The sequence below is a fragment of the Variovorax sp. P4_B11 genome (assembly GCF_056402355.1).
In genome coordinates this window covers 129,659-154,730 of the sequence record NZ_JBFUHO010000002.1, presented here as the reverse complement: position 1 = coordinate 154,730, position 25,072 = coordinate 129,659, and the positions used below count along the sequence as shown (strand labels likewise).

Here is a 25,072-nt window from a genome sequence, read left to right as displayed (position 1 = left end):
GTCACTTCGTGTACTCGCTGCCCCCCGAGGGGGCGCAGGCCGCCTTGGGAGCGGCCCGGCGGCGGCCTCGATGACGGACGAAACCAACGAAGTGGCGGTCGCTGCCCGCAGCCTCGAGGCGCTCGCCTCGGCATCGGGCCTTCGAAGCTGGACGCTGGCCGGCCGCGAGTTGCTGCCGGTGGTGCAGGGCGGCATGGGCGTCGGCGTCTCGGCGGGCCGCCTGGCCGGCACGGTGGCCGGCCTGGGCGGCATCGGCACGGTGTCCTCGGTCGACCTCCGGCGCCTGCATCCCGACCTGTGGGCGCAGACCTCGCACCTCGAGGACGCGCCCGATGCCGGGGCGCGCATCGACGCCGCCAACCTCGAGGCCCTGGGCCGGGAGATCGCCAAGGCCCGGCAGCTGGCCGGCGGCCGGGGCCTGGTGGCCGTCAACGTCATGAAGGCCCTGAGCGCCTACGAGGCGCAGGTGCGGCACGCGATGGCCTGCGGGGCCGATGCGCTGGTGGTCGGCGCCGGCCTGCCGCTGGACCTGCCGGAACTGGCGCGCGAGTATCCGCGCGTCGCATTGATCCCGATCCTGTCGGACGCGCGCGGCGTGCAGCTGATCGTGCGCAAGTGGGAGAAGAAGGGGCGCCTGCCCGATGCCATCGTGATCGAGCATCCGCGTCTGGCGGGCGGCCATCTCGGCGCCGCCAAGGTCGGCGACCTGAACGACCCGCGCTTCGAATTCGACGTCGTGCTGCCGCAGGTGCAGGCCTTCTTCAGGACTGCGGGCATCGAGGGCCGCATCCCGCTCATCGCCGCCGGCGGCGTCGAGAGCCTGGACGACATCCGCCGACTGCAGTCGCTCGGCGCCTCGGCGGTGCAGCTCGGCACCGCCTTCGCGGTCACCGCCGAATGCGACGCCGACCCGGCGTTCAAGCGCGTGCTCGCCGACGCCGGGCCCGAGGACCTGGTCGAGTTCACCAGCGTGGCGGGCCTGCCTGCGCGCGCCGTGCGCACGCCCTGGCTGGCCAAGTACCTGCGGCTCGAGCCGCGGCTGATGGCCAAGACCCACCGCGAGACCGAATGCACCATGCGCTTCGACTGCCTGGCGCACTGCGGCCTGCGCGACGGCACGCCGGGCTGGGGCAAGTTCTGCATCGACAAGATGCTGGGCCATGCGCTCGCGGGCCGCACCGGGCAGGGGCTGTTCTTCCGCGGTGCCGGCCGGCTGCCCTTCGGCAAGGAGATCCGGCCGGTGCTGGACCTGATGCAGTGGCTGCTGGGCGGGTTGCGCCCGCAGCCTGATGCCGGCGGCGCCGCCGCATGAAGCGCGACGACGCAGTGACCGGCCAGCCGCCGGTGCAGGCCATCAGTCGCGACGTGCTGGCGCAGAAGTACCTGAAGGGCGCCGAGCAGAACGCCGATGACCTGTTCGTGCGCGTCGCGGCGGCGCTGGCCTCGGTCGAGGCCGAAGGCGAGCGCGCGGCGTGGCAGGCGCGCTTCCTCGGCAACCTGCGGGCCGGGGCGATCGGTGCCGGCCGCATCATGAGCGCGGCCGGTACCGGGCTCGACGCCACGCTGATCAACTGCTTCGTCCAGCCGGTGGGCGACTGCATCCAGGGCAACGACGCGGGCGGCCAGCCCGGCATCTACGAAGCCCTGCGCGAAGCGGCCGAGACCATGCGCCGCGGCGGCGGGGTCGGCTACGACTTCTCGCGCATCCGGCCGCGCGGCGCCGAGGTGCGGGCCACGGCCTCGCTGGCCTCGGGCCCATGCAGCTACATCGACGTCTTCGACCGTTCATGCTCGACCGTCGAGAGCGCGGGCGCGCGCCGCGGCGCCCAGATGGGCGTGCTGCGCATCGACCACCCCGACGTGCTCGAGTTCATCACCGCCAAGCGCACGCCGGGGCGCTGGAACAACTTCAACGTCTCGGTGGCGGTCAGCGACGCCTTCATGCGTGCGCTCGCGGCCGATGAGGACTGGGCACTGGTGCACAGCGCCCGTCCAGGCCCGGCGTTGATCGCCCAGGGCGCGGTGCAGCAGGGCGAGGCCTGGGTCTACCGCCGCCTGCCGGCGCGCGAACTCTGGGACACCGTGATGCGATCGGCCTACGAATTCGCCGAGCCCGGGATCCTGTTCACCGACACCATCAACAACGACAACAACCTGGGCTATTGCGAACGCATCGTCGCCACCAACCCCTGCGGCGAACAGCCGCTGCCGCCCTACGGCTGCTGCGACCTCGGCCCGGTCATCCTGCCGCGCTTCGTGCGCCATCCGTTCGGCATCGGCGGCGCGGCGCAGTTCGACTTCGACGGCTTCGGCGCCGCCGTCGCGCTGCAGGTGCGCGCGCTGGACAACGTGCTCGAACTGAGCTTCTGGCCGCTGCCGCAGCAGCGGGTCGAAGCCATGGCCAAGCGGCGCATCGGCGTCGGCTTCACGGGGCTCGGCGATGCGCTGGCCATGCTGTGCCTGCGCTACGACCAGGCCGACGGCCGCGAGATGGCGGTGCGCATCGCGCGCACGCTGCGCGACGCGGCCTATGCGGCTTCGGTGGCGCTGGCGCGCGAGAAGGGCGCCTTCCCGGTCTTCGACGCCGAGCGCTACCTGGCGCCCGGCACCTTCGCCAGCCGGCTGGCACCGGCGCTGCAGGCGCAGATCCGCGCCCACGGCATCCGCAACAGCCACCTGGTGTCGATCGCGCCGACCGGCACCGTGAGCCTGGCCTTCGCCGACAACGCCTCCAACGGCATCGAGCCGGCGTTCTCGTGGACCTACCAGCGCAAGAAGCGCGAGGCCGACGGCAGCACCTCGGTCTACGAGGTCGAGGACCATGCCTGGCGCCTCTACCGCTTCCTCGGCGGCGACACCGATCGCCTGCCGGACTACTTCGTCTCGGCCCTGTCGATGCCGGCCGAGGCGCACCTGGCGATGATGGAATCGGTGCAGCCCTATGTCGATACCGCGATCTCGAAGACGGTCAACGTGCCGGCCGAGTTTCCCTACGCGGATTTCAAGGGGCTGTACCTGCAGGCCTGGAGCGCCGGCCTGAAGGGCCTGGCCACCTACCGGCCGAACGCGATCCTCGGCGCCGTGCTGGAGGTCGTGCCGGCGCCGGAGGCTGCCGGCGCGCCGAACGGTGCCGCCGCCGATCCGATGCGCGCGATGATCGAGAGCCGGCCGACCGGCGCGCTCGACGCCGTCGCCGAGAAGATCGAGTACTGGACGCACCAGGGCCGCCAGACGCTCTACCTCGTGGTCTCCTTCCTGCCGGTGGCCGATGGCCGCGAGCGCGCCGTGGAGTTCTTCATGCCGGTGGGCCAGAGCGGCGAGTCGCAGCAATGGATCACCGCCAGCATGCGGCTGCTGTCGCTGGCCGCGCGCGGCGGCTTCCTCGAACGCGCGCTGGCCGACATGCGCAAGGTCGCCTGGGACCGCGGGCCGGTGCGCCTGGGCAGCCACCGCAAGGCCGACGGCAGCCGGGTGCCGCTGTGGCACGACTCCGAGGTGGCCGCGATCGCCTATGCGGTGCAGCAGTTGATCGTCCGGCGCAGCGGGGCGGAGGGCTCCGCGCAGGACGATGCCACGCCATCGGTCGTCACCGGTGCGATGCCCTTGGCAACCGGAAACAAGTGCCCCGAGTGCGGCGCCCACGCGATGATCCGCAAGGACGGCTGCGACTTCTGCACCCAGTGCGGGCATCTCGGAAGCTGCGGATGAGTCTGCCGCCCGCCGTGCGCGGCGCCGCCAACGGCCTGCTGCTCGGCCTGAACACGCTGCTGGCTTTCTCGCTCATGGTGCTGCCGGCGCTGGTCAAGCTGCTGGTGCCGGTCGAGCGCGCGCGCTCCGGCTGCGACCGGCTGCTGAACGCGGTGGCGGCCGGCTGGGTCGCTGTCAACAACGCCTGGATCGCGGCCGCCGGCCGGACGCCCTGGCAGGTCCGCGGCCTCGATGGGTTGAACCCGCGCGGCTGGTACCTGGTGTCGAGCAACCACCAGAGCTGGGTCGACATCCTGGTGCTGCAGCGGGTGTTTCACGGCCGCATTCCGTTCCTGAAGTTCTTCCTGAAGCGCGAGCTCATCTGGGTGCCGGTGATCGGCCTGGCCTGGTGGGCGCTCGATTTCCCGTTCATGAAGCGCGGCCGGGGCCGCGGCGCGCGGCGCGGCGACCTGGCTGCGACGCGCAAGGCCTGCGAGAAGTTCAAGCGCATCCCGACCGCGGTCATCAACTTCGTCGAGGGCACGCGTTTCACCGCGGCCAAGCATGACGGGCAGAACAGCCGCTACCGGCACCTGCTCGAGCCCAAGATTGGCGGGCTCGGCGTGGCACTGGAGACCATGGGCGAGCAGTTCGAATCGATGCTCGACGTCACCATCGTCTACCCCCAGGGGCCGCCCGATTTCTGGACGCTGCTGTCCGGCCGGCTGGAGGCGGTGACCGTCGACGTGCGGCGGCGCGAGATTCCGCCGGCGCTGCTCGAAGCCGATGCCCTGCGCGACAAGGCGCATCGGCAGCGCCTGCGCGAATGGACCGAAGGGCAGTGGGCGCAGAAGGATCGGCTCATCGCCGCATTGTTGAAGGAGCAGATGCATGTCGCTGGACCCTGAAGTCCTGATCGTCGGCGCGGGCCCGACCGGCCTGGCCATGGCCATCGCGCTGGCCGATGCCGGCTTCGCTGCGACCGTGCTCGACCAGCAGTCGCGCGACGCGCTGGCCGCACCCGCGGAGGACGGCCGCGAGATCGCGCTGACGCATTCCAGCGTCGAGACCTTGCGCGCGCTGGGCCTCTGGCAGCGGCTGCGGCCCGAGGAGATCGGGCGCATCCGCGAGGCCCGGGTGACCGATGGCGGCGGGCATGACGCCGCCCTGCATTTCAAGGCCCGCGACCCGCTCGGCTGGATCGTCCCCAACCATGCGTTGCGACGCATCAGCTTCGAGGCCGCGACCGAACGGCCCGGGCTGAATGTGCGCACCCGGTCGCGGCTGCTGCGCGTCACCACCTCGGCCGCGCAGGTCGAGCTGGAGGTCGAGCGCGCTGAGGAGGCGCTGCCGGAGTCATTGCACGGGCGCCTCCTCATCGCTGCCGACAGCCGCTTCTCGTGGGCCCGCCGCCAGCTCGGCATCGCTGCCGACATGCAGGACCTCGGCCGCACCATGATCGTCTGCCGGATGCGCCACACGCTGCCGCACCGCGACGTGGCCCATGAGTGCTTCGGCTACGAGCGCACGCTGGCCATCCTGCCGCTGGCCGGCGACATCTGCTCCGCGGTGCTGACCACCGACACTGCGGCCGCGGCGCGGCTGATGGACTTGCCCGGCGGCGAATTCGCGGCGCTTGTCGAGGCGCAGTTCGGTGGCCGGCTGGGCGCCATGAGCCTGCTCGGCGATCGCTTTCCCTATCCGCTGGTCACGGCCTTCGCGCGCCGATTCAGCGCCACGCGCAGCGCGCTGATCGGCGACGCCGCGGTCGGCATGCATCCGGTCACGGCGCATGGCTACAACCTCGGGTTGCAGAGCGTCGCAACGCTGGCCCACGCGCTGTGCGATGCGCGCGCGGCCGGGCTGGACATCGGCGACGCCGGCGTGCTGGCCGGCTACGGCCGCAAGCACCGTCGCGATGCCGCCGTGATGTACCACGGCACCAACGCCGTGGCGAAGCTCTATGCGAACGACGGCGCGCCGCAGCGGCTGGCGCGCCAGCTGATCCTGCGCGGCGCGCAGCACCTGCCGCCGCTGAAGGCCGCGATCACGGCACGGCTCACCGGACGTGGCGGGCTCCGGCTGCCGACGCTCAACGGCGCAGCAGTTCGTCGCTGATGATGATCTTGCGGACCTCCGTGGTGCCGGCGCCGATTTCGAGCAGCTTGATGGCGCGATAGAGCCGGTTGACTTCGGATTCCCAGATGTAGCCCGTGCCGCCGTGGATCTGCACCGCCTCGTTGAGCACCTTGTTCATGGTCTCCGAGGCGAACATCACGGAGGCGGCGGTGATCATGTGGATGTCGCCGCGCCCGCCGCCGCCGATCTCCAGATCGTTGGCCGCGCGCAGCGCCTGGTAGGTGAAGACGCGCATCGATTCGATCCACACGTACATGTCGGCCAGCTTGGCCCGGATCATCTGGAAGTTCGAGATCGGCTGGCCGAACTGCTGCCGGGTGCGCGCATAGTCCAGCGCCAGTTCGAGCGCGCGCTCGCAGATGCCCAGGCAGATCGGCGCGATCATCGCGCGCTCCAGGTCGAGCCCGCTCATCACCACCTGCACGCCGCGGTCCTCCTCGCCGACCCGGTTGCGCGCCGGCACGCGGCAATTCTCGAACACCAGCTCGGCCGTCTGGCTGCCGCGAAAACCCATCTTGGTGAGCTTCTGGGCGACCTTGAAGCCGGCGCTGCGGGTGTCGACGATGAAGGCCGAGATGCCCTTGGCGCCGCGCTCCTTGTTGGTCTTGGCGTAGACCAGCACCACATCGGCCACCGCGCCGTTGGTGATGAAGATCTTGCTGCCGTTGAGCAGGTAGTCGTCGCCGTCGCGCGTGGCCGTGGTCCGCATCGAGCCCAGCGCATCGGAGCCCGCGCCGGGCTCGGTCAGGCCCAGTGCGCCGATGGTCTTGCCGCTGCACAGGCCCGGCAGGTAGGCCTTGCGTTGCGCCTCGTCGGCGTTGCGGTAGATGTTGTAGAGGCACAGGTTCTCGTGCGCCACCCAGCTGAGCGCAAGCGCGTGGTTCCAGCGCGAGAACGCCTGCACCACCAGCCCGCTGGCGAAGAGATCGAGGCCGGCGCCGCCATAGGCCTCGGGCACCGGAATGCCGAAGTAGCCCGTGGCGCCGATCTGCGCAAAGGCCTCGGGCGGCCACCACTCCTCGTTGTCCATGCGGCTGGACAGGGGGTAGAGCTCGTTGCGCGCGAAGCGATCGGCCTGGTCGAGGATCTGCTGCTCGTCGTCGGACAGGCCCGAGAAGCGCTGGGCGGCGCCTGGAGCGGAAGCGGTGGTGTTCATGGGTCTCCGGGGGATGGAAGGAAAAAAAGACGGAAGGCGGTTCAGGCGCCGTGGCCGCCACGCTCGGCGAATGCGGCGACACGGGCGGCGAAATCGGCGCTGGCGGCGCAGCGCAGGAAGGCGGCCTTCTCGCGCGCCAGCTGCGCCTGCAGGCCTTCACGCGACTGGACGGCGGTCAGTTCCTTCAGCTCGCGCACCGATTGCGCCGGCAGGGCCGCGAGCTCGCGCGCGTAGCGCTGCGCCTGGGCGTCGGCACGCTCGGCGTCGACGATGCGGCTGATCAGCCCGAGCGCCAGCGCTTCTTCCGCATCCATCGTGCTGCGCAGCGTGAGCAGATCGAAGGCGCGCGCGGCGCCCAGGCGCTGCGTCAGGCGGAAGCTCAGGCCGCCATCGGCGGGCGCGCCGAGCTGCGCGTAGGCCGTGACGAAGCGAGTGCCGCGCGCCGCCAGCACCATGTCGCAGGCCAGCGCCAGCGAGATGCCGCCGCCGGCCACCGCGCCATGGACGCTGGCGATCACCGGGACCGCGAGGCGATTCAATGCCATCACGCTGGCGTGGAAGCTGTCGATCATGCGGGCGATGAACGCAGGCAGCTCGGACCGGTGCGCATGCATCGCGGCCACGTCGCCGCCACCGCAGAACGACCGGCCTTCGCCACGCAGCACCAGCGCCCGCACGCCCGGCGCGGCAGCCACCTTCTCGATCGCGCGATGCAGCGCCTCGGCGGCTGGATAGTCCAGCGCATTGAGCGCATCGGCGCGGTTCAGCGCGATCGTCGCGACTTCGTCGTGGAAGTCGATGCAGACGGGGTCATGCGTGTCCATGGGTCTCCGGGGGTGTGCCGCATCGAGTTGACCTAGACTCAATAAAGTCCGTTGATGCGGTGCCAATGAGACACCGGTTGGCTTCGTTTGAGAAGAGATGAAATGCTAGGTTTAACCCTAAGACAGCAAAGAGAAGCGGGAGATGTTCCGGCGGAGGAATTCGAAGAACAACAAATTGAGTAAGGGTCAGAAAACTGTTGACAGGGGGAAATCGACGCCGCAATATCCGCCCCACAACCAGACGCCACGACCGGCGCGGAGACAAGCCTTGGAATCTCACCATCCCTCGTTCGGCCGGGGCCGTTGCCCATGTTGAGCATCACCAACCTGCAGGTGTTCTACGACCGTGCGGTCGAGGCCGTGCGCGACGTCTCGCTCGAACTCGACCAGGGCCGCATCGTCGCCTTGCTGGGCAGCAACGGTGCGGGCAAGTCGACCGTGCTCAAGGCGATCAGCGGCGTGCTCTATCCGGAAGACGGCGAGATCACGGGCGGTGCGATCCGCTACGACAACGCCTCGCTCGAACGCTGCGCGCCGCACGAGATCGTCCGGCGCGGGCTGGTCCAGGTGCCCGAAGGCCGCAGGCTGTTCGACACGCTCACGGTCGAGGAGAACCTGCGCATGGGCGGCTACCTGCGGCCCGGCACCGACGAATCCCAGGCGCTGGCCAACATCTACGCCTTGTTCCCCGCGATCGAGGCCCATCGGCATCGCGTGGCCGGCTACCTGTCCGGCGGGCAGCAGCAGATGGTGGCGATCGGCCGCGCGCTCATGGGCGAGCCGAAGCTGCTGCTGCTCGACGAGCCCTCGCTCGGACTCGCGCCGCAGGTCATCGCGGAGATCTTCGACATCATTCGCCGCCTGCGCGACGAGCGCGGCCTGACGGTGCTGCTGGTGGAGCAGAACGCACAGCTGGCGCTCTCGCTCGCCGACTACGGCTACATCATGGAGCGCGGCCGGATCGTGCTCGACGACACGCCCGCCAAGCTGCTCGCGAACGACGACGTGAAGGAGTTCTATCTGGGCGTGCAGGCCGGCGGCCAGCGCCGCAGCATGCGCGAGATCAAGCACTACAAGCGGCGCAAGAGGTGGCTCTCGTGAGCGCGGCGTTGCTCGAGTTGCAGGGCGTGGGCAAGCGCTTCGGCGGCCTCGAGGCCTTGTCGGCCATCGACCTGCAAGTGCAGCGCGGCCACATCTTCAGCGTCATCGGGCCCAACGGCGCCGGCAAGACCACGCTGTTCAACCTGATCTCGTGCCTGCTCGCGCCCAGCACGGGACGGATCGTCTTCGACGGCGAGGACATCGCGGGCGCGCCGGCCCACAGCCTTTCGAAGCGCGGCATCGCACGCACCTTCCAGAACCTCGCGGTCTTCAAGCACGAGACCGTGATCGACAACATCCTGACCGGCCTGCACGCGCGGCTCACCACCGGCGTGCTGGGCGCCGCCGTGTTCTGGGGTTCCGCGCGGCGCGCCGAGATCGCGGCCCGCGAGACCGCGGAGGAGATCGTCGAGTTCCTCGAGATCGAGACCATCCGCGACCTGCCGGTCGGCACGCTCTCCTACGGCCTGCAGAAGCGGGTCGAGCTGGGGCGCGCGCTGGCGATGCAGCCGCGCCTGCTGCTGCTCGACGAAATGGTGTCGGGCATGAACCAGGAGGAGACCGAGGACATCGCCCGCTTCATCCTCGATATCCGCGAGGAGCGCAATGTCACGGTGATGATGATCGAGCACGAGATGGGCATCGTGATGGACATCTCCGACCACGTCTGCGTGCTGAACTTCGGCCGCAAGATCGCCGATGGCACACCCGCCGAGGTGGCGGCCGACCCGGCCGTCATCGCGGCCTACCTGGGCGTTGCCGCGCCCGTCGCAGCATGAAGCCGGCGCAGACCTCCGACCACCGCGTGCTGGCCGATGCCGCACTGCCGCCCGGCGTGGCCGAGGGCCGGGCGACGATGCCGGGCCTGCTGCGTCATCGCGCGCGCCAGACGCCCGAGCGCATCGCCTTCCGCGAGAAGACGCGCGGCATCTGGCAGGGAACGACCTGGTCCGGCTACTTCGAGCAGGTGCGCGCCTTCGCGCTGTTCCTGCAGCGGGCCGGCTTCGGTGCCGGCGACAAACTGGTCATTGCCTCCGACGGCACGCCCGAGTGGTTCATCGCCGATCTGGCGGCGCAATCGCTGGGTGGCGTGACGGTCGGCATCTATCCGACCAACCCCTGGCCCGAGCTGCAGTACATCGTTCGCCATTGCCGCGCCAAGGTGGCGGTGTGCGGCGACCAGGAGCAGACCGACAAGGTGCTCGAGGCGATGCGACGCGACGGCGGCCTGCCGGACCTCGAGCGCGTGCTCACGGTCGACTGGAAGGGCCTGCGCCACTATGACGAGCCGATGCTGATGCCGTTCGCGCAGGCGCTCGCCGAAGGCCGCGCGCTGGCGCAGCAGGAGGGCCGCAGCGCCGCCTGGGAGGCCGTGCTCGATGCGCTCGATGCCGGCCAGGATGCGCTGATCGTCTACACCTCGGGCACCACCGGGATGCCCAAGGGCGCGCGCCTCTCGCACGCCGGCATCGTGTCCGACGCCGCGGCGCTGGGTGCGGTGCAGGGCTTCGCCGGCAGGCCGCTCACGGTGGTCTGCTACCTGCCGCTGTGCCATGTCGCCGAGCGCCTGATGTCGCCGGTGATGCAGCTGGTCTACGGCTCGATCGTCAACTTCGCCGAGTCGATCGACGCCGTCACCCACAACCTGCGCGAGATCGGCCCGAGCTTCTTCTTCGGCGTGCCGCGCATCTGGGAAAAGCTGCAGTACGAGATCCTCATCAAGTCGCGCGATGCGCGGCCGATCGCGCGGCGCGCCTTCACGAAGGCGATGGCCATCGCCACGCCGATCGCCGAACGCAGCATCGCCAACGGCGGCCGCGCGGTCAGCCGGCGCGACGCCTTCGTCGCCTGGCTGCTGCGGGTGACGGTGTTCAGCAACCTGCTGGCCGGCGTCGGGCTCGACCGCACCTGGGTCGCGATGACCGGCGGCGCGTCGATCTCGCCCTCGGTGATCCTCTTCTTCCGCGCGCTGGGCGTGCCGATCTACCAGATCTACGGCATGACCGAGACCAGCGGCGCCAGCCATTCGCAATCCGTGGCGCTGTCGCGCCTGGGCTGGTGCGGCCCGCTGCTGCCGGGGGTGGTCGAGCAGCGCGTCGCCGCCGACGGCGAGCTGCAGCTGCGCGGCGCGATCGTCTTCAACGGCTACCTGCACGACGAGGCGGCCACGCGCGCCGCCTTCGACGACGGCTGGCTGCGCACCGGCGATATCGTCGAGCTCGACGAGGCCACCGGGCAGGTGCAGATCGTGGACCGCAAGAAGGCCATCCTGATCACCAGCGGCGGCAAGAACATCACGCCCTCGCTGATCGAGAACGCCTTGAAGGAAAGCCTCTACATCAGCGAGGCCGTGCTGCTCGGCGACGGCCGGCACTTCGTCTCGGCGCTGATCCAGATCGACCTCGACACGGTCGGCAAGTGGGCGCAGGAGCGCGGCATGGCCTACACCACCTACGAGACGCTGGCGCAGCTCGAGGCGGTGCGCGAGCTCATCGCCGACGACGTCAAGCGCGTCAACGAACGCTTCTCGCGCGTCGAGAGCATCCGCAAGTTCGCGCTGCTGAAAAAGCAGCTCGACCACGACGACGGCGAGCTCACGGCCACGATGAAGGTGCGCCGGCGGGTCATCGAGCAGAAGTTCGCGGCCGAGGTCGCGCACATCTACGGCGCCGAGAAAGCGACGGCCTGATGAACTACTTCCTGAACCTCGTCACCTCGGGCCTGGTGATCGGCGCGCTCTACGGCCTGGTCGCGATGGGCTTCGCCATCGTCTACCGGGCGACCGGCATGGTGAACTTCGCGCAAGGCGAGGTGATGATGCTGGTCGCCTACATCAGCTTCAGCCTGGCCACCATCCCGGGCATCGGCTTCGGCCCGCTGCTGGTGGCGGTGCTCGCGGTGTCGGTGCTGCTGGGCCTGGCGATCGAGCGCATCTTCATCCGCCCGATGCTCGGCGAGCCGATGTTCTCGCGCGTGATGGTGACCATCGGCCTCGCGGTGGTGATCCGCTCCACCGTGATCCTGATCTGGGGCGTCGAGCCCACCGCCTTCCCGCGCCCCTTCGGCAACGCCGTGATCCGGTTCGCGGGCCTTGCGCTCTATCCGGGCCAGATCTTCGCGCTGGTCTCGCTGGCCGTGCTGTGCGGCCTGATGTGGCTCTTCTTCTCGCGCTCGCGCATCGGCATCGCGATGCGGGCGACCTCCAACAACGAGACCACCGCGCTCCTGATGGGCATCAACGTGAAACGCATCAGCGCCGTCGCCTGGGCGCTGTCGGCGGTGTTCGCGGCCTTCGCCGGCCTGGCGTTCTGCCTGATGTTCAGCCTCGAGCCCGAGATCTCGCAGATGGGCCTGCGCGGCTTCCCGGCGACCATCCTCGGCGGCCTCGACTCGGTGGTCGGCGGCGCCTTCGGCGGGCTGGTGATCGGTGTCTTCGAGAACCTCGCCGGCGGCTACCTGGGGCGCGGCCTCAAGGAGATCGCCGGCTTCGTGCTGATCATCGTGGTGCTGATGGTCAAGCCCTACGGCCTGTTCGGCCAACGTGAAATCGAAAGAGTCTGATGCGCAGCAGAACCTACCAGACCTCCTATGCCGGCCTGGTCGCCCTGGCTCCCCAGCGCGTCACCTGGTGCTGGGCGCTGGCCGGGCTCGGCCTGCTGCTGATCGCGCCGGCCTGGTTCGGCGCCCACGGGCTCAACATGCTGACCAGCATCTTCGTGGTCTCGGTCGGCGTGCTCGGGCTCAATCTGCTGTCGGGCGTGGCCGGCCAGATCTCGCTCGGCCATGCCGGCTTCCTGCTGATCGGCGCCTACGCGCAGGCGATCCTGACGACCGACTACGGCGTGCCGTCGCTGCTGGCGATTCCGCTGGCGGGGCTGGTCGCGGCCCTCGCCAGCCTGATCGTCGGCGTGCCCTCGCTGCGGCTCAAGGGCTTGTACCTGGCGATCACCACGCTGGCCTTTACCTTCATCGTGCGCCACGTGGTGCTGTTCGCCGAGGGCATCACGCGCGGTTCGGCGGGCATGCCGGTCGAGCCGCTCAGCGTGCTGGGCGTGTCGTTCAAGGGCGACCAGCGCTTCTACTACGCGGCGCTGTTCTTCCTGGTGCTGGCGGTGTTCGCGACGCTGAACCTGATGCGCTCGCGGATCGGCCGCGCCTGGCTGGCCCTGCGCGACCACGACATCGCGGCGCGCGCCATGGGCATCGACCTGATGCGCTACAAGCTGCTGGCCTTCATGGTGAGCGCCTTCTACACCGGCGTCGCGGGCGCGCTGGTGGCCTTGCAGACGCGCTTCGTCAATGTCGACACCTTCAGCGTCCTGATCAGCATCGAGGCGCTGGCGATGGTGATCGTCGGCGGCATGGGCCGCATCCATGGCGCGATCCTGGGCGCGGCGCTGATCCTGCTCTTGCCCGAATTGCTGAACTTCGGCTTCGAAGCGGCGGGCGACGGCGTGCGCACGCTCATGGCCGACCGCATCTACGAGGTCAAGGGCTTGATGTACGGCGTGGTGATCCTGCTGTTCCTGCGGCTCGAACCCGAGGGACTGGCCGGCATCTGGCGCAAGGCCAAGCGCTTCTGGGTGCAGTGGCCGCTGTCCCAATGACAACCGAATCACAACAGGAGACGACGATGGGCAAGCAAGAAGGCAAGGCGATGGTGGTGCGTGCGTTGGCGGTGTCGGGCATGCTCGCGGCCGCGGCCGGCGCGCAGGCGCAGGACGTCGGCGTCACGGCCAGCGAGATCCTGATCGGCGAGGTGCAGCCGATGTCGGGCCCGGCCTCGCTGATCGGCAAGGCCGGCGCGGCGGGCTCCAAGCTCGCCATCGCCGAGATCAACGCCGCCGGCGGCATCAACGGCCGCAAGCTGCGCGCGATCTACGAGGACGACGGCTACGTGCCGGCGCGCTCGGTGTCGGCGGTCAAGAAGCTGATCGACACCGACAAGGTGTTCGGCATCACCGGCACCACCGGCAGCTCGCACATGGTGGCGATGCTGCCGGCGATCGAGGAGGCGAAGATCCCGACCATCGTCCACATGGCGCCGAATCCGGCCGTGGTGTCGCCGCGGCGGCCCAGCGTCTTCATGATCGGGCCCGACTACGACTATGCCGGCTACGTGCCGGTCCGCTACATGGTCGAGAAGATGAACAAGAAGGGCGCCAAGTTCGGCATCCTCTACCAGGACGACGACTTCGGCAAAGCCCTGCTCGCGGGCTACCAGAAGGCGGTCAAGGAATTCGGCCTCTCGAGCGTGGCCGAGATCTCCTTCAAGCGCGGGGCCAAGGACTTCTCGGCCGAGGTACTGACGCTCAAGGACAAGGGCGTCAACGCGCTCTACCTCGGCACGCTGACCACCGAGTCGGCCTCGATCATGTCGGAGCTGCGGCGCCTCGACATGGACGTGACGCTGGGCACGCTGTGGGCCGGCCAGCTGCCGGCTGCCGTCAAGCTGGCGGCGCCGTCGGGCTACCAGTACCTGATCCCCGACTACTACGCCTCCAACTACGACCCGGCGGGCGCGGCGCTGATGGGTTCGGCCAAGAAGTACCTGAGCGCCGACGACTACGCCAACTTCAACCGCTACACCGTGAGCGGCTACGTCGGCACGATGGTCTTCGCCGAGGGCGTGCGCCGCTGCGGCGCCAACGTGACGCGCGCCTGCGTGATCGCGCAACTCGACAAGCTGCACGACTACAAGATCGGCGGCCTGAGCGGCCCGGTCTCCTTCGACAACCCGAAGGGCCAGGCCGTGATGCCGATCAAGCTGTTCCAGACCGATCCGCAGAGCGGCACCGTGAAGTCGCTGACCGACTTCGTCGCCTACTGAGCCTTCATCCGATGTCGAGCGCCGCCTCTTCTTCCGCCAGCACCGAGCGCTACCGTTCGGCTTTTCGTCCCGGCCTGTTCGACGGCCGCACGGTGGTCGTCACCGGTGGCGGCAGCGGGCTCGGCCGCTGCACCGCGCACGAGCTCGCGAGCCTCGGCGCGCACCTCGCGCTGGTCGGGCGGCAGTCGGGCAAGCTCGAGGCGGTGGCGGCCGAGATCGCCGCCATCTACCCCGAGCGCGCAGGCGACGTCACGACCCATGTCTGCGACATCCGCGACGAGGCGGCGGTCCAGGCGACGGTGGCCGAGGTCATTGCGAGGCACGGCCGGCTCGACGGGCTCTTCAATTGCGCCGGCGGGCAGTTTCCGGCCCGGCTGCGCGACATCTCGCTCAAGGGCTGGGATGCGGTGGTGCGCAACAACCTGCACGGCACCTTCCTGTTCTCGCGCGAATGCTTCGTGCAGTGGATGGAGGCGAACGGCGGCAGCATCGTCAACATGCTGGCCGACATCTGGGGCGGGCTGCCGGGCATGGGCCATTCGGGCGCGGCGCGCGGCGGCGTGTTGACGCTGACCGAGACCGCGGCCTGCGAGTGGGGGCATGCCGGCGTGCGGGTCAACGCGGTGGCGCCGGGCTGGATCGCCTCGGCCGGCATCGACACCTACGACGAGGACTACCGCAACCTGCTGCGCGGGCTGCGCAACAAGGTGCCGCTGCAGCGCTTCGGCACCGAGGCCGAACTGTCCTCGGCCGTCGTCTATCTGCTGTCGGAGGCCGCGGGATTCATCAGCGGCGCCGTGATCCGCGTCGATGGCGGCGTGCCGACGGCACGGCCGACCTGGAAGCTGGAACCGGCGGCGCGCAGCTTCGCCTACGACGGCTTCCCGCAGTACCAGCCGCCGGCCACCTTCGACGACCTGCCGGGCGAGGACGAGGAAACCCCATGAGCATGAGCACCCATCCGACGCCGGCACAGGTCAGGGTCGAACGGCAAGGCGCCGCCTGCCGCATCACCATCGACCGTGCCGAGGCGCACAACACGATGACCGACACGGTAATGGTCGCGCTGACCGAGGCGCTGCGCCAGGCCGAGGCGATGGAAGGCGTGCGCGCCATCGTGCTCACCGGCGCCGGCGACAAGACCTTCTGTGCCGGCGGCCAGCTCAAGCCGACCGCCGACGGCTCGCCGTTCGCGCTGGAGCCCGGCCGCTTCGACAATCCGGTGGCCGAACTGTTCCGTGCGCTCGATCGCTGCAACCTGCCGATCATCGCGCGCGTCAATGGCGGCGCCTTCGGTGGCGGGCTGGGCCTGGTCTGCGCCTGCGACTTTGCGATCGCCGCCGAGGGCGCGATGTTCGGCACCACCGAAGCCCGCGTCGGCGTGTTCCCGATGATGATCCTGCCGCTGCTGATGCGCGTGATCCCGCGCCGGCGGCTGCTCGAGATGTGCTTCCTCGCGCATCGCTTCCCGGCCGGCGATGCCGAGCGCTTCGACATCGTGAACCGCGTGGTGCCGGCCGCGGAGCTCGATGCCGCGGTCGACGAACTGGTGGCCAAGCTCGCGGCCAATTCGCCGGTCGCGCTGCGCATCGGCCGCCGCGCCATCGGCGCGATCACCGACCTGTCCTTCAACGACGCCTTGAATCTCGCGCAGGCCATCCTGCCCGTGCTGTCGCAGAGCGAGGACACGCGCGAGGGCATGAAGGCCTTTGCCGAACGCCGCGCGCCGGAGTGGCCCGGACGATGAACACCTTGCCTGAACGCCGAACCCGTCCGCTGCGCATCGGCTGCGCCAGCGGCTTCTGGGGCGACTCCGAGAGCGGCGCCTCGCAGCTCGTGCGACTTGGCGAGATCGACTACCTGGTCTTCGACTTCCTGGCCGAGATCACGATGTCGCTGCTGGCCCGTGCCAAGGCCAAGTCGGCCGACGCCGGCTATGCGCCGGATTTCGTGCGGGTGGTGGCGGCGCTCGCGCCCGAGCTGCGTGCGTGCGGCATCCGCGTGGTGTCGAACGCCGGCGGCGTCAATCCGGCCGCCTGCCGGCTGGCGCTGCAGAAGGAACTCGAAGCCCAGGGCATCGCGCTGCGGATCGCGGTGGTGGAGGGCGACGACCTGTCCGGCCAGGCCGATGCACTGCGCGCGGCCGGCACGCGCGAGATGTTCAGCGGCGCACCGATGCCGGCCGAGCTGCTCAGCATCAATGCCTACCTTGGCGCGCAGCCGATCGTCGCCGCGCTGGCGGCCGGGGCCGACATCGTGATCACCGGCCGCGTGGTCGACAGCGCGGTCACGCTGGCGCCGCTGGTGCATGAATTCGGCTGGGGCTGGCAGGACTGGGACCGGCTCGCGACCGGCAGCCTGGCCGGCCACCTGATCGAATGCGGCGCCCAGGCCACCGGCGGCCTCTTCACCGATTGGGAGCGGGTGCCCGGCTGGGACGACATGGGCTTCCCGATCGTCGAATGCCCGCCCGACGGCCGGAGCTTCGTGCTGACAAAGCCGCCCGGCACGGGCGGGCTGGTGATCCCCGCCACCGCGGCCGAGCAGATCGTCTACGAGATCGGCGACCCGCGCGCCTACCTGCTGCCCGACGTGTGCTGCGACTTCTCCGAGGTGCGGCTCGAACAGGACGGGCCCGATCGCGTGCGCGTCAGCGGCGCGCGCGGCCGGCCGGCGCCGCCCAGCTACAAGGCCAGCGCCACCCATGCCGACGGCTGGCGCCTGCTGGGCACGCTGATGATCGGCGGGCCGGAAGCGGCACGCAAGGCGCAACGCGTGGGCGAGGCGATCCTGGCGCGCTGCCGGCGGCTGCTGGCCGAGCGCGGCCTGGCCGATTTCAGCGAAGCCCACATCGAGGTGCTGGGTGCGGAGAGCACCTACGGCCCGCATGCGCGCACGCGGCACAGCCGCGAGGTGGTGCTGAAGCTGGCCGCGCGGCATGCATCGCGCGCCGCGCTCGAGCTGCTGGCGCGCGAGATCGCGCCGTCGGCGACTTCCATGGCACAAGGCATCACGGGCTTCGCCGCGGGCCGGCCGTCGCCTTCGCCGGTGGTGCGGCTGTTCTCGCTGCAGGTGGACCGTGCGGCGGTGCCGGCACGGGTCTCGCTCGACGGGCAGGCGCTGCCCTTCGACGAGCTGCAGCTCGGCCAGCCGGTCGCCGCGCTCGATGCCGCCGAGGAGCGGCCGGCCGGAGCGCCGGCGGCCGACACCGTGCGTGTCCCTTTGATCCGCATCGCCCATGCGCGCAGCGGCGACAAGGGCGACATGGCCAACATCGGCGTCATCGCACGCTCGCCCGAAGCCTATGCATGGCTGCTGCGCGCGCTCGACGCCGACACCGTCGCGGCCTACTTCGCGCACGTGGCCAAGGGCCGCGTCAGGCGCTACCCGCTGCCCGGCTTTCACGCGCTGAACTTCACGCTCGAGAACGCGCTCGGCGGTGGCGGCATCGCCTCGCTGCGCTACGACCCGCAGGGCAAGGCGCTGGCGCAGATGCTGCTCGACCTGGAACTCGACGTGCCGGCCGACTTGGTACAAAGCCTTTCATGAAATCCACAGCCACAAAGTCCAAAGCACCTGCCAGAAAAGGCAGCCCGAACGCGGCGGGTTCGCCCGGCGCGATCCCGGGCGAATCCCCGGCCCCCATCGCCGCCGGCAAGCAGACGCCACGCCGGCTGCGCCGCGCGGCCGAGATCCTGGCCGCGGCGCGCGAAGTGTTCCTCGAGAAGAGCTTCGAGCGTTCCTCGGTGGCCGAGATCGCGGCCCGCGTCGGCGTCGTCGAAGGGCTGGTCTACACCTATTTCCCGACCAAGCGCGACCTGCTCAACGAGGTGCTGCGCGGCATGTACGAGCCGCTGATCCAGGACATCGCCGATGGCTTCGCGCGCATCCATGGCTTCCGCAGCCGGCTGCGTTTCCTGGTCTGGCGGCACCTGCGCGTGTACGTCGAGGAGCCGGGCCTGTCGCGCATCGTGCTGCACGAGGTGCGCACCAGCCCGGACTACTTCCAGTCGGTGCTGCACGACCTGCAGGTGCGCTACACCGCCTTTCTGGTGCGCACTGTGCGCGAGGCGGTGGAGGAGGGCGAACTGCCCGCCGACACCGACGTCGAGCTGATCCGCAGCATGCTCTACGGCGGCATCGAGCACCGCATGTGGTCGCAGCTGTACGGCCGCGGCAGCATCGACATCGAAGCCACCGCGGACCGCTGCACGGCCATGCTGCTGGGCGGCATGCTGATGACGCGCGAAGCCGCGCTCGACCTCGCGCCCGGCACGGCCGCTGCGGCCCAGCGCGCGAACGGCGACATCGAGGCCCGTCTCGCGCGGCTCGAACGGATCGTGGCCGGCGGCGTGCTGCCGCCGGCTCCCGCAGCCCCGACAGCGAAGCGACGCAAAGACCTCCCATGACCCCGATCCGAAAGCTCTTCATCGCCAACCGCGCCGAGATCGCGCTGCGCATCGTGCGCACGGCCAGCCGTCTCGGCATCGAGACCGTGGTCCCCTGGCACCGGCAGGACCGCGCTGGCCCCGCGCTGCTCGCCGCCACCGGGTCGGTGGAGGTCTTCGGCGAGCCGCCGGTCGCGGCCTGGCTCGATGCCCAGGCCATGATCCGCGCCGCGCGCCAGAGCGGCTGCGACGCCATCCATCCGGGCTATGGCTTCCTGTCGGAGAACGCGGCCTTCGCGCAGGCCGTGGCGGATGCCGGCCTGGTCTTCGTCGGTCCGCCCGCGGGCGTGATCGAGCTGATGGGCGACAAGATCAGCGCGCGCCGCTTCGCGGTGCAGCACGACGTGCCGGTCACGCCCTCGGCCGACGAGGCCGACGACCCTGCGAGCTTTGCCGAGCGCGCGCGCAGCATCGGTTTTCCGCTCCTGATCAAGGGCGCCGCGGGCGGTGGCGGCAAGGGCATGCAGATCGTGCGGCGCGAGCAGGAACTGGCCGCCGCCATCGACATCGCGCGCGCCGAGAGCCAGCGCTATTTCGGCGACGGCCGCCTGTTCGCCGAGCGCTTCGTCGAGCGGCCGCGCCACATCGAGGTGCAGGTCTTCGGCGACAGCCACGGCCACGTGATCCACCTGGGCGAGCGCGAGTGCTCGATCCAGCGCCGCTTCCAGAAGCTGATCGAGGAGTCGCCGGCACCCGGGCTGCCGCCGGCGCTGCGCGAGCGCATCTGCGCCGCGGCCGTGCGCCTGGCGTCGGCGGCGGGCTACGTCAACGCGGGCACGGTCGAATGCATCGTCTCGCCCGAGGGCGAGTTCTTCTTCCTCGAGATGAACACGCGGCTGCAGGTGGAGCATCCGGTGACCGAGATGGTCACCGGCCTGGATCTCGTCGAGCTGCAGCTGCGCGTGGCGCAGGGCGAAGCGCTGGGCATCGCGCAGGCGCAGGTGACGAGCGCCGGTCACGCCATCGAATGCCGCATCCTGGCGGAAGACGCGGACGCCGGCTTCGTGCCGGACACCGGCCGCGTGCTGCTGCTGCACGCGCCGCAGGGGCCGGGCGTGCGCTTCGACGTCGGTGTCACCGAAGGCGCGCCCGTGACCGCCGATTTCGACTCGATGCTCGCCAAGCTCGTGGTGCACGGCGCCGACCGCCGCCTCGCGATCTCCCGCATGCGCACGGCGCTGGCCGAGACCACGATGCTGGGCGTCACGATCAACAACGACTTCCTGGCGCGGGTGCTGCAGCATCCGGCCTTCGCCCAGGGCGAGACCGACACCGGCTTCCTCGAACGGCATCGCGAGGCGCTGGCACCGGCCGCGCTGACCGATGGCGAGCGCCACGCGCTGCTGGCAGTCGCCGCATCGGCGGCGCCCGACCGCGCCGCCCGCACCGTCCCCGAGCCCTACGCCTCGATGGGTGCCTGGCGCAACTGATCTTCACTAGGCCTCATTCATGACCACCTTCCTGTTCAGCCATGCGCCCGCGGTGCGGCACCGCGTCCACGCCCACGCCGAAGCGGTGCAAGTCGACGATGTCCGGCTCGCGGTGCGCGCCGCCGGCGGCGGCAGCTTCGTCACCACGGTCGACGGCCGCAGCGAGCGCCTGAATGCCGTGGCGCACGGCGACTCGGTCTACGTGCAGCTCAAGGGACGGGCCTGGCGCATGGACCGCGTCGATCCCGCCCGCTCGAGCAACGGTGCCGCGGCCGGCGTTGCGGGCGCCTCGCTGGCACCGATGCCGGGCGTCGTCGTCTCGCTGCAGGCCACGCTCGGACAGGCGGTGCGCCAAGGCGATGCGCTGCTGGTGATCGAGAGCATGAAGCTGCAGATGACCATCGGCGCCGCGGCGGACGGCGTGGTGGCCGAACTGCCGCTGGCGGTCGGCCAGACCTTCCAGCGCGGCGCGGTGCTGGTGCGCACGCAGGAGCCATCGCAATGAGCCGCATCCAGAGCCAGATCGACACCGGCAGCGCGAGCTTCCGGCAGAACCACGCGGCCATGGCCGAACGCGTCGATGCGCTGCGCCGCAAGCTGCACAGCGCGCGCTACGAGCGACCGGAACGCGACATCGAGCGCCTGCACCGGCAGAAGAAGCTGACCGTGCGCGAGCGGCTCGATCTGCTGCTCGACCCGGGCACGCCGTTCCTGGAGATCGGCGCACTGGCCGCCAACCGCGCGTACGAGGGCGAGGTGCATGGTGCGGGGCAGGTCTCGGGCATCGGCATCGTCCAGGGCCGCGAGGTGATGATCCATGCGGACGATCCGAGCATCAAGGGCGGCGCCTGGTATCCGCTGTCGATCAAGAAGATCGTCCGCACGCTCGACATCGCGATCGAGAACCGGCTGCCGGTGATCCACCTCTGCGACAGCGCGGGCGGCTTCCTGCCGCTGCAGTCGGAGCTGTTCCCCGACCGCCATGCGGCCGGCCGCATCTTCCGCAACCAGTGCACGCTGTCGAAGATGGGCGTGCCGCAGATCGCTGTCGTGCTTGGCCACTGCACCGCGGGCGGCGCCTACATCCCGGCGCTGTGCGACTACAGCGTGATCGTGCGCGGCAACGGCGGCGTGTTCCTCGGCGGGCCGCCGCTGGTCAAGGCGGCGACCGGCGAGGTGGTCACGGCCGAGGCGCTGGGCGGTGCGCAGATGCACACCACGGTCTCGGGCACCTGCGACTACGCGGCCGACGACGAGCCGCATGCGCTGTCGATCGCGCGCGACATCCTGGCCCAGACCACGCCCGGCCGCAAGCAGGCGATCGACCGCATCGAGGCCGAGCCGCCGCACTACGACCCGCAGGAACTCTACGGGATCATCCCGACCGACTGGAAGACCGGCTTCGACATGCGCGAGGTGATCGCGCGCATCGTCGACGGCAGCCGGTTCCACGAGTACCAGCCGGACTACGGCACCACCATGGTCTGCGGCTATGCGCGCATCTGGGGCTGCAAGGTCGGCATCCTGGCCAACAACGGCGTGCTCTTCAACGACAGCTCGCTCAAGGCCGCGCACTTCATGCGGCTGTGCGACCGCGACCGCACGCCGCTGGTCTTCCTGCAGAACATCACGGGCTACATGGTCGGGCGCGAGTACGAGGAGCGCGGCATCACCAAGGACGGCGCCAAGATGATCATGACGCAGGTCGGCTGCACGGTGCCCAAGTTCACCGTGATCGTCGGCGGGTCCTTCGGCGCCGGCAACTACGGCATGTGCGGGCGCGCCTTCGACGGCCGCTTCCTCTGGATGTGGCCGCAGTCGCAGATCGCGGTGATGGGCGCCGAGCAGGCGGCCAACACGCTGGCCGATGTGAAGGTGCGCCAGCTGCAGCGCAACGGCCATGCGCTGTCGGACGAGGAGATCGCGGCCATCCGCGACCCGGTGCTCAAGAGCTTCGAGGCCGAGAGCGATGCGTACCACTCGACCTCCGAGCTGTGGGACGACGGCATCCTCGATCCGGTCGACACGCGCAATGCGCTCGGCATGGCGATCGCGGCCTCGCTGAACGCGCCGTTCAGCGACGACGTGGGCTACGGCGTGCTCAGGCTCTGAGCCGCCGCGCGGCGAAGAAGGAGACGACGGAACATGATCGCGATCGACGACAACAGCACCATCGGCGACACCTTCTCCAGGGCCGCGGACAGGTATGCGGACAAGGTCTTCCTGGCCGTGCCCGCCAACCCCGCGCGCGCCTACGCGGCCGAAGGTGTCGAGATCAGCTACCGCGCCGCGGCGCAGGCCGTGCAGGCGTTGACGCGAACCTATGCCGCCGCGGGCTACGGCGTCGGCCACCGCATCGGCCTGCTGCTGGAGAACCGGCCCGAGCACCTGCTGCACAAGCTCGCGATGAACGCGCTGGGCGTGTGCTGCGTGCCGCTCAATCCCGACCATCGGGCAGGCGAGCTGGCCTTCGTGATCGACCATGCGAAGGTCGAGCTGGTGGTCGTCGTCGCGGCGCTCGACGATCTGCTGCAGGCCGCGCTGGCCGAGGCCGCGCAGCGGCCGGGCGTGGTGCGCCTCGATGCCTTCGAGCAAGGCCTGCCGCGTGCGGCGCGAGCCGCCGCATCCACCACGCCCGACGGCCAGACCCCGGCCAGCGTGCTCTACACCAGCGGCACCACGGGCCGGCCCAAGGGCTGCGTGCTGTCGCACCGCAGCGAGCTCGCGTTCGGCGCCTGGTACGCGACGCGCGGCGGCCTGGCCGACTTCGGCGAGGGCTGCGAGCGAATCTACAACCCGCTGCCGCTGTTCCACGTGAACGCGTCGATCTTCTCCTTCTACTGCGCGATGCTCAAGGGCAACTGCCAGGTGCAGACCGACCGCTTCCATGTCTCACGCTGGTGGACCGAGGTGCGCGAATCGCGCGCGACGGTCGTGCACTACCTGGGCGTGGTGGTGCCGATGCTGCTGGGCCAGCCGCCGAGCCCGCTGGACCGCGAACACGCCGTGCGTTTCGCCATCGGCGCGGGCGTCGAGCCGCAGCGGCATGCGAGTTTCGAGCAGCGCTTCGGCTTCCCGCTGATCGAGATCTGGGGCATGACCGAGATCGCGCGCGCATTGGTCGACAACCAGGCGCCGCGCCGGGTCGGCACACGGGCCTTCGGCCGCGCGCAGCCCGGGCTCGAGGTCCGCGTGGTCGACGACGCCGACATCGATGTGGCCGACGGCACCGACGGCGAGATGCTGATCCGCCATTCGGCCGCGACGCCGCGCAAGGACTTCTTCAGCGGCTACCTCGACGATCCCGGCGCCACCGAGCAGGCGTGGCGCGGCGGCTGGTTCCACACCGGCGACATCGTCCGGCGTACGCCCGACGGCATGCTGCACTTCGTCGACCGGCGCAAGAACATCATCCGGCGCTCGGGCGAGAACATCGCCGCGGCCGAGGTCGAGGCGCTGCTGCAGACGCATCCGTGGGTCGACCAGGTGGCGGTGCTGGCATTGCCGGACGACGTCCGGGAGGAGGAGGTGCTCGCCTGCGTCGTGCTGCGCCCGGAGGCCGGCGCGGATGTCGATGCCGCGGTGCGCGCGCTGTTCGATCTCTGCCACGCGAAGCTGGCCTACTACAAGGCGCCGGGCTGGGTCTGGGTGACCGACCGCATCCCGACCACCGCCACGCAGAAGATCCAGAAGCACCAGATCTTCCCGCCGGGCATCGATCCGCGCGGCCTGGCCGGCATGCGCGACCTGCGGGCCCTGAAGAAGCGCGGCGCCACCCCCGGCCCGAGTCCGGCGCTGGCCGGGACATCGACGTGAGCGCGCAGGCACCGATCGACTTCTGGTTCGACTTCGCGTCGCCCTATGGCTACCTGATGTCCGAGAAGATCGATGCGCTGGCCGCGCGGCACGGGCGCAGCGTTCGCTGGCGGCCGGTGCTGCTGTTCGCGGTGTTGCGGGCGCTCGACCTGCCGGCGCCGCTGGCCAGCGAGACCAAGCGCGCCTACATGTGGCGCGACTTCGAACGCTCGGCGCGCTTTCTCGGTGTGCCTTTCCGATTGCCCGATGGCTTTCCCGCGATCGCGCCGCATGCTGCGCGCGCCTTCCATCTCCTCGACCGCAGCGAACCCGCGGCCGCCGTGCGCTTCGCCCGGGTGGCCATGCGCGGCTACTTCCGCGACGGGGCGGCACTCGACGACGCGGGCCAGGTGGCGCGCTGGGCCTGCGAGGCAGCGCCCGCCCTCGGTGATGCAAAGGATGTCGAGCACCGGCTCGGGGGCACCGAAGCGAGGGAGCTGCTTCGCCAGGAGGTCGAAGAGGCCGTGCGCCAGCGTGTCTTCGGCTCGCCCTTCATCGTGATCGATGGCGAAGCCTTTTTCGGCGTCGACCGCCTGCCGCAGATCGACGCCTGGCTGGACGGCCGCCTGCCGCCGGCCCCCCACGCACAAGGAGCCTGATCG

21 protein-coding genes are annotated in these 25,072 nt (G+C 70.2%); 19 read left to right on the top strand and 2 right to left on the bottom strand.

The window, feature by feature from the left end; all coding sequences use genetic code 11:
• The first annotated feature begins 70 nt into the window (after window positions 1-70).
• From AC1DYD_RS02895 to ubiM, 4 genes are read left to right on the top strand one after another with little or no spacing between them, the layout of a single operon-like run.
• Window positions 71-1,312 carry an NAD(P)H-dependent flavin oxidoreductase gene (locus AC1DYD_RS02895; RefSeq protein ID WP_478171238.1) on the top strand — a complete coding sequence of 414 codons (1,242 nt, stop codon included), beginning with the start codon at window positions 71-73 and terminating at the stop codon, window positions 1,310-1,312.
• Entirely contained in the window at window positions 1,309-3,708 is a 2,400-nt protein-coding gene (locus AC1DYD_RS02890) for an adenosylcobalamin-dependent ribonucleoside-diphosphate reductase (protein WP_478171237.1), read from the top strand. The genes AC1DYD_RS02895 and AC1DYD_RS02890 overlap by 4 nt, the downstream gene beginning before the upstream one ends.
• Window positions 3,705-4,595, top strand: a complete 891-nt coding sequence (locus AC1DYD_RS02885) for an acyltransferase (RefSeq protein WP_478171236.1) — start codon at window positions 3,705-3,707, stop codon at window positions 4,593-4,595. Before AC1DYD_RS02890 ends, AC1DYD_RS02885 begins: the two co-directional genes overlap by 4 nt.
• Window positions 4,579-5,805: a 5-demethoxyubiquinol-8 5-hydroxylase UbiM gene (gene ubiM, locus AC1DYD_RS02880; protein ID WP_478171235.1), complete on the top strand. Its 1,227-nt coding sequence runs from the start codon at window positions 4,579-4,581 to the stop codon at window positions 5,803-5,805. The genes AC1DYD_RS02885 and ubiM overlap by 17 nt, the downstream gene beginning before the upstream one ends.
• On the opposite strand, the gene AC1DYD_RS02875 is transcribed toward ubiM, so the two are convergent.
• A complete protein-coding gene (locus AC1DYD_RS02875; protein ID WP_478171234.1) occupies window positions 5,780-6,982 on the bottom strand; it encodes an acyl-CoA dehydrogenase family protein in 1,203 nt (400 codons plus the stop codon). The genes ubiM and AC1DYD_RS02875 overlap by 26 nt on opposite strands.
• Before the next feature lie 41 nt (window positions 6,983-7,023).
• The gene (locus AC1DYD_RS02870) at window positions 7,024-7,806 is read right to left on the bottom strand and encodes an enoyl-CoA hydratase/isomerase family protein (RefSeq protein ID WP_478171233.1); all 783 of its coding nucleotides are present in this window, start codon (window positions 7,804-7,806) and stop codon (window positions 7,024-7,026) included.
• A gap of 309 nt (window positions 7,807-8,115) precedes the next feature.
• Between AC1DYD_RS02870 and AC1DYD_RS02865 the strand changes: the two genes are divergently transcribed.
• Genes AC1DYD_RS02865 through AC1DYD_RS02795 form a run of 15 tightly spaced genes read left to right on the top strand, consistent with a single transcriptional unit; the run spans window position 8,116 to window position 25,069 of the window.
• A complete protein-coding gene (locus tag AC1DYD_RS02865; RefSeq protein WP_478090181.1) occupies window positions 8,116-8,907 on the top strand; it encodes an ABC transporter ATP-binding protein in 792 nt (263 codons plus the stop codon).
• On the top strand, window positions 8,904-9,686 hold the full coding sequence (locus AC1DYD_RS02860) for an ABC transporter ATP-binding protein (RefSeq protein ID WP_478171232.1): 783 nt from the start codon (window positions 8,904-8,906) through the stop codon (window positions 9,684-9,686). The genes AC1DYD_RS02865 and AC1DYD_RS02860 overlap by 4 nt, the downstream gene beginning before the upstream one ends.
• Window positions 9,683-11,596 (top strand): AMP-dependent synthetase/ligase, encoded by a 1,914-nt coding sequence (locus AC1DYD_RS02855; protein ID WP_478171231.1) that lies wholly within the window; start codon window positions 9,683-9,685, stop codon window positions 11,594-11,596. Before AC1DYD_RS02860 ends, AC1DYD_RS02855 begins: the two co-directional genes overlap by 4 nt.
• Window positions 11,596-12,468: a branched-chain amino acid ABC transporter permease gene (locus tag AC1DYD_RS02850; protein WP_478090178.1), complete on the top strand. Its 873-nt coding sequence runs from the start codon at window positions 11,596-11,598 to the stop codon at window positions 12,466-12,468. The genes AC1DYD_RS02855 and AC1DYD_RS02850 overlap by 1 nt, the downstream gene beginning before the upstream one ends.
• Window positions 12,468-13,514, top strand: a complete 1,047-nt coding sequence (locus AC1DYD_RS02845) for a branched-chain amino acid ABC transporter permease (protein WP_478171230.1) — start codon at window positions 12,468-12,470, stop codon at window positions 13,512-13,514. The genes AC1DYD_RS02850 and AC1DYD_RS02845 overlap by 1 nt, the downstream gene beginning before the upstream one ends.
• A gap of 26 nt (window positions 13,515-13,540) precedes the next feature.
• Window positions 13,541-14,737 (top strand): ABC transporter substrate-binding protein, encoded by a 1,197-nt coding sequence (locus AC1DYD_RS02840; protein WP_478171229.1) that lies wholly within the window; start codon window positions 13,541-13,543, stop codon window positions 14,735-14,737.
• A gap of 11 nt (window positions 14,738-14,748) precedes the next feature.
• On the top strand, window positions 14,749-15,684 hold the full coding sequence (locus AC1DYD_RS02835; RefSeq protein WP_478171228.1) for an SDR family oxidoreductase: 936 nt from the start codon (window positions 14,749-14,751) through the stop codon (window positions 15,682-15,684).
• On the top strand, window positions 15,681-16,484 hold the full coding sequence (locus AC1DYD_RS02830; RefSeq protein WP_478171227.1) for an enoyl-CoA hydratase-related protein: 804 nt from the start codon (window positions 15,681-15,683) through the stop codon (window positions 16,482-16,484). The genes AC1DYD_RS02835 and AC1DYD_RS02830 overlap by 4 nt, the downstream gene beginning before the upstream one ends.
• Window positions 16,481-18,286 carry an acyclic terpene utilization AtuA family protein gene (locus AC1DYD_RS02825; protein ID WP_478171226.1) on the top strand — a complete coding sequence of 602 codons (1,806 nt, stop codon included), beginning with the start codon at window positions 16,481-16,483 and terminating at the stop codon, window positions 18,284-18,286. Before AC1DYD_RS02830 ends, AC1DYD_RS02825 begins: the two co-directional genes overlap by 4 nt.
• Entirely contained in the window at window positions 18,283-19,146 is an 864-nt protein-coding gene (locus tag AC1DYD_RS02820) for a TetR/AcrR family transcriptional regulator (protein ID WP_478171225.1), read from the top strand. The genes AC1DYD_RS02825 and AC1DYD_RS02820 overlap by 4 nt, the downstream gene beginning before the upstream one ends.
• Window positions 19,143-20,615: an acetyl-CoA carboxylase biotin carboxylase subunit gene (locus AC1DYD_RS02815; RefSeq protein ID WP_478171224.1), complete on the top strand. Its 1,473-nt coding sequence runs from the start codon at window positions 19,143-19,145 to the stop codon at window positions 20,613-20,615. Before AC1DYD_RS02820 ends, AC1DYD_RS02815 begins: the two co-directional genes overlap by 4 nt.
• Before the next feature lie 19 nt (window positions 20,616-20,634).
• Window positions 20,635-21,120 carry an acyl-CoA carboxylase biotin carboxyl carrier protein subunit gene (locus AC1DYD_RS02810; RefSeq protein WP_478171223.1) on the top strand — a complete coding sequence of 162 codons (486 nt, stop codon included), beginning with the start codon at window positions 20,635-20,637 and terminating at the stop codon, window positions 21,118-21,120.
• Window positions 21,117-22,727, top strand: coding sequence for an acyl-CoA carboxylase subunit beta (locus tag AC1DYD_RS02805; protein ID WP_478171222.1), 1,611 nt, complete (start codon window positions 21,117-21,119; stop codon window positions 22,725-22,727). Before AC1DYD_RS02810 ends, AC1DYD_RS02805 begins: the two co-directional genes overlap by 4 nt.
• Before the next feature lie 33 nt (window positions 22,728-22,760).
• Window positions 22,761-24,431 (top strand): AMP-binding protein, encoded by a 1,671-nt coding sequence (locus AC1DYD_RS02800; RefSeq protein WP_478171221.1) that lies wholly within the window; start codon window positions 22,761-22,763, stop codon window positions 24,429-24,431.
• Window positions 24,428-25,069 carry a DsbA family protein gene (locus tag AC1DYD_RS02795; RefSeq protein ID WP_478171220.1) on the top strand — a complete coding sequence of 214 codons (642 nt, stop codon included), beginning with the start codon at window positions 24,428-24,430 and terminating at the stop codon, window positions 25,067-25,069. The genes AC1DYD_RS02800 and AC1DYD_RS02795 overlap by 4 nt, the downstream gene beginning before the upstream one ends.
• Window positions 25,070-25,072 lie beyond the last annotated feature (3 nt).